The organism is Hephaestia sp. MAHUQ-44, from assembly GCF_023806085.1.
In the GTDB taxonomy this organism is placed as follows: domain Bacteria; phylum Pseudomonadota; class Alphaproteobacteria; order Sphingomonadales; family Sphingomonadaceae; genus Sphingomonas.
In genome coordinates this window covers 1-2,513 of sequence record NZ_JAMSLX010000034.1, presented here as the reverse complement: position 1 = coordinate 2,513, position 2,513 = coordinate 1, and the positions used below count along the sequence as shown (strand labels likewise).

Sequence of the window (2,513 nt, the reverse complement as noted above, 5' to 3'; positions counted from 1 at the left end):
GTAAGCGTGTTCTGTAGGCCGCCTTGCCGCTGAGGGGATTGCTGCGATGCTTGTCGCTGGCAGCGGAGCGGCGCGTTGGATCAGGAAGTCATAGCGGATGAGAGTAGTCATACGAGTAGTCGTATGGCCGGTCGCATCGAGGTGATCGCCCGGGTATCGGGGCGACGGTTTTGGACCGTCGAGCAGAAGCTGGCGATGCTGCGCGACGCTTTCGGCCCGGGTGGATCGGTGCGCTCGGCGATGGAGCGCCACGAGGTGACGAGCGGGCTGCTCTATACCTGGCGCCGCAACGCGATGGCGGGTTTGTTGCTCGATCGGCCGCCGAAGACGCTGCCGCATCCGACGGATGAGACAGGCGCTTCGTTCGCCGAGGTGCGCATCGCCGATCCGGTTGCGGCGCCGCCACCGGCGTTATTGCGACCGGGGATCCCGGAGACGTCGGGCAGGATCGCGATCGAGTTGCCGAGCGGGATCAGGCTAAGCGTCGATGCGTCGGTCGATGCCGAAGCGCTCGGGCGCGTGCTGTCAGTGCTCGATCGGTGATCGCGCTGCCGCCGACGACGCGGGTGTGGCTCGCCTGCGGGGTGACCGATATGCGCAAGGGGATGTGCGGTCTTGCGGTGATGGCGCAGGAGGTCATGCAGCAGAACCCGCACTCCGGCGCCGTGTTCGCGTTTCGGGGGCGGCGCGGCGATCTCGTCAAGCTGCTCTGGCATGATGGCCAGGGGCTATGTCTGTTTTCCAAGCGGATCGACCGCGGCAAGTTCGTTTGGCCGATGACGCAGGTAGGTGTCGCGCATCTTTCCGCGTCGCAGCTTTCGATGCTCCTCGAAGGCGTCGACTGGCGGCGCCCCGAACGGACCTGGCAGCCCGCGCTCGCGGGTTGATAATCCGCAGGATTGAGCCGTTTTCGCTCGCATTTTCGATGCCGATCAGGTAAAAGTTCAGCGTGTCGGATGAGACCGTTTCCCCTCCCGATCGGGACGCGCGCATCGCCAGCCTGCAGGCTCAGATCGATGCCCGCGACCGCGTCATCACGATGCTCCGCGCCCAGCTTGCGCGGCTGCGCCGGATGACCTTCGGCACCTCGTCGGAGAAGCTGGCGCGTGAGATCGAGCAGCTCGAGCTGGCGCTCGAAGAGTATGAGGCAGAAGCGGCCAGCGCCGACGCCCGCGCGCCCGATATCGTCGCCAAGCCAGAACGCCCAGCGCCAGTCCGCTCGCTGCCGCCGCATCTCCCGCGCGATGAGGTCATCTACGAACCCACCACCGGCACCTGCGCATGCCCATCATGCGGCGGCGCGCTGCGCCGGCTCGGCGCCGATGCCGACGAGATGCTCGACGTCGTGCCGATCAGTTGGCGCGTCGTGCGTCATATCCGCCCCAAGTATAGCTGCCGCGCCTGCGAGGCGATCGTCCAGGCACCCGCGCCACCTAAGCCTTGTCCGCGCGGCAAAGCGACCTTCGGTACGCTCGCGCACGTCATCGTCGCCAAGTTCGACCACCACCTGCCGCTCTACCGGCAGGCCGAGATGATGGCGGCGCAAGGCGTCGAGATCGACCGGTCGACGCTCGCCGGCTGGACAGGCCAAGCCGCGCATCTGCTCGATCCGATCGTCAAGCGCATCCGCGAGGAAGGATTGAAGGCGACCAAGATCCACGCCGACGACACGCCGGTGAAGGTGCTCGCTCCGGGCAGCGGCAAGACCGCGACCGGCAGGCTGTGGACCTATGTCGTCGACGATCGCGCATCGGGCGCCGCCACGCCGCCGCTCGTCTGGTACCGCTTCACCGCCAACCGCGCCGGTATCCATCCCAAGCGCGAGCTCGCCACCTTCGCCGGCTTCCTCCAGGCCGATGCCTATGCCGGGTTCAACGGCATCTATGCCGGTAATCGCGTGTCGGAGGTCGCCTGCTGGGCGCATTTTCGCCGCGAGCTGTTCGAGCGCCACAAGCAGCAGCCGACCGCGCTCACCACTGACCTCCTCGACCGTATCGGCCAGCTCTACGCGATCGAAGCCGAGATCCGCGGTCAGCCGGCCGATGTCCGACGAAGCACCCGCCAAGCGCGGTCGCAACCGCTGGTGACGGCGCTTCGCGTCGTGCTCGATGACGCGCTCAGGAAGCTGGCGCCCAAATCGCCGACGACCAAGGCGATCCGCTACGGCACCAAGCGCTGGGATGCGTTCACCCGCTTCCTCGACGATGGTCGCCTCGAGATTGACAACAATATCGCCGAGCGCGCGATCCGCCCCATCGCAATCGGCCGGAAGAACTGGCTGTTCGCCGGCTCCCAAGCAGGCGGTGAACGCGCCGCCGCCATCTATTCGGTCATCGAGACAGCGAAGATCAACGGACTCGAACCGCAAGCCTATATCGCCGACGTCATCAGCAAGATCGCAGCCGATTGGCCCGCCACCCGCTGGGACGAACTGCTCCCATGGAATTGGCAGCCACCTGTCGATCAGCCCATCGCTCAAGCCGCCTGAACCGCGGCCTCCAGGCCACGCTTAC

General features: G+C 66.5%; 3 protein-coding genes. All 3 read left to right on the top strand.

From position 1 onward, the window contains the following. The first annotated feature begins 123 nt into the window (after positions 1–123). The 3 genes from tnpA (at position 124) to tnpC (ending at position 2,488) form a co-directional block, all read left to right on the top strand. Complete coding sequence (tnpA, locus tag NFE57_RS16540) at positions 124–543, top strand: IS66-like element accessory protein TnpA (RefSeq protein ID WP_252136689.1); 420 nt, start codon at positions 124–126, stop codon at positions 541–543. Further along, entirely contained in the window at positions 540–887 is a 348-nt protein-coding gene (gene tnpB, locus NFE57_RS16535; RefSeq protein ID WP_252136688.1) for an IS66 family insertion sequence element accessory protein TnpB, read from the top strand. The genes tnpA and tnpB overlap by 4 nt, the downstream gene beginning before the upstream one ends. Positions 888–949: 62 nt before the next feature. Next, positions 950–2,488, top strand: a complete 1,539-nt coding sequence (gene tnpC / locus NFE57_RS16530) for an IS66 family transposase (protein WP_417439188.1) — start codon at positions 950–952, stop codon at positions 2,486–2,488. Positions 2,489–2,513 lie beyond the last annotated feature (25 nt).

What these genes read in the sequence shown, in the direction of transcription:
- tnpA (WP_252136689.1), top strand. Translation starts at nt 124, where the DNA reads ATGGCCGGTCGCATCGAGGTGATCGCCCGGGTATCGGGGCGACGGTTT.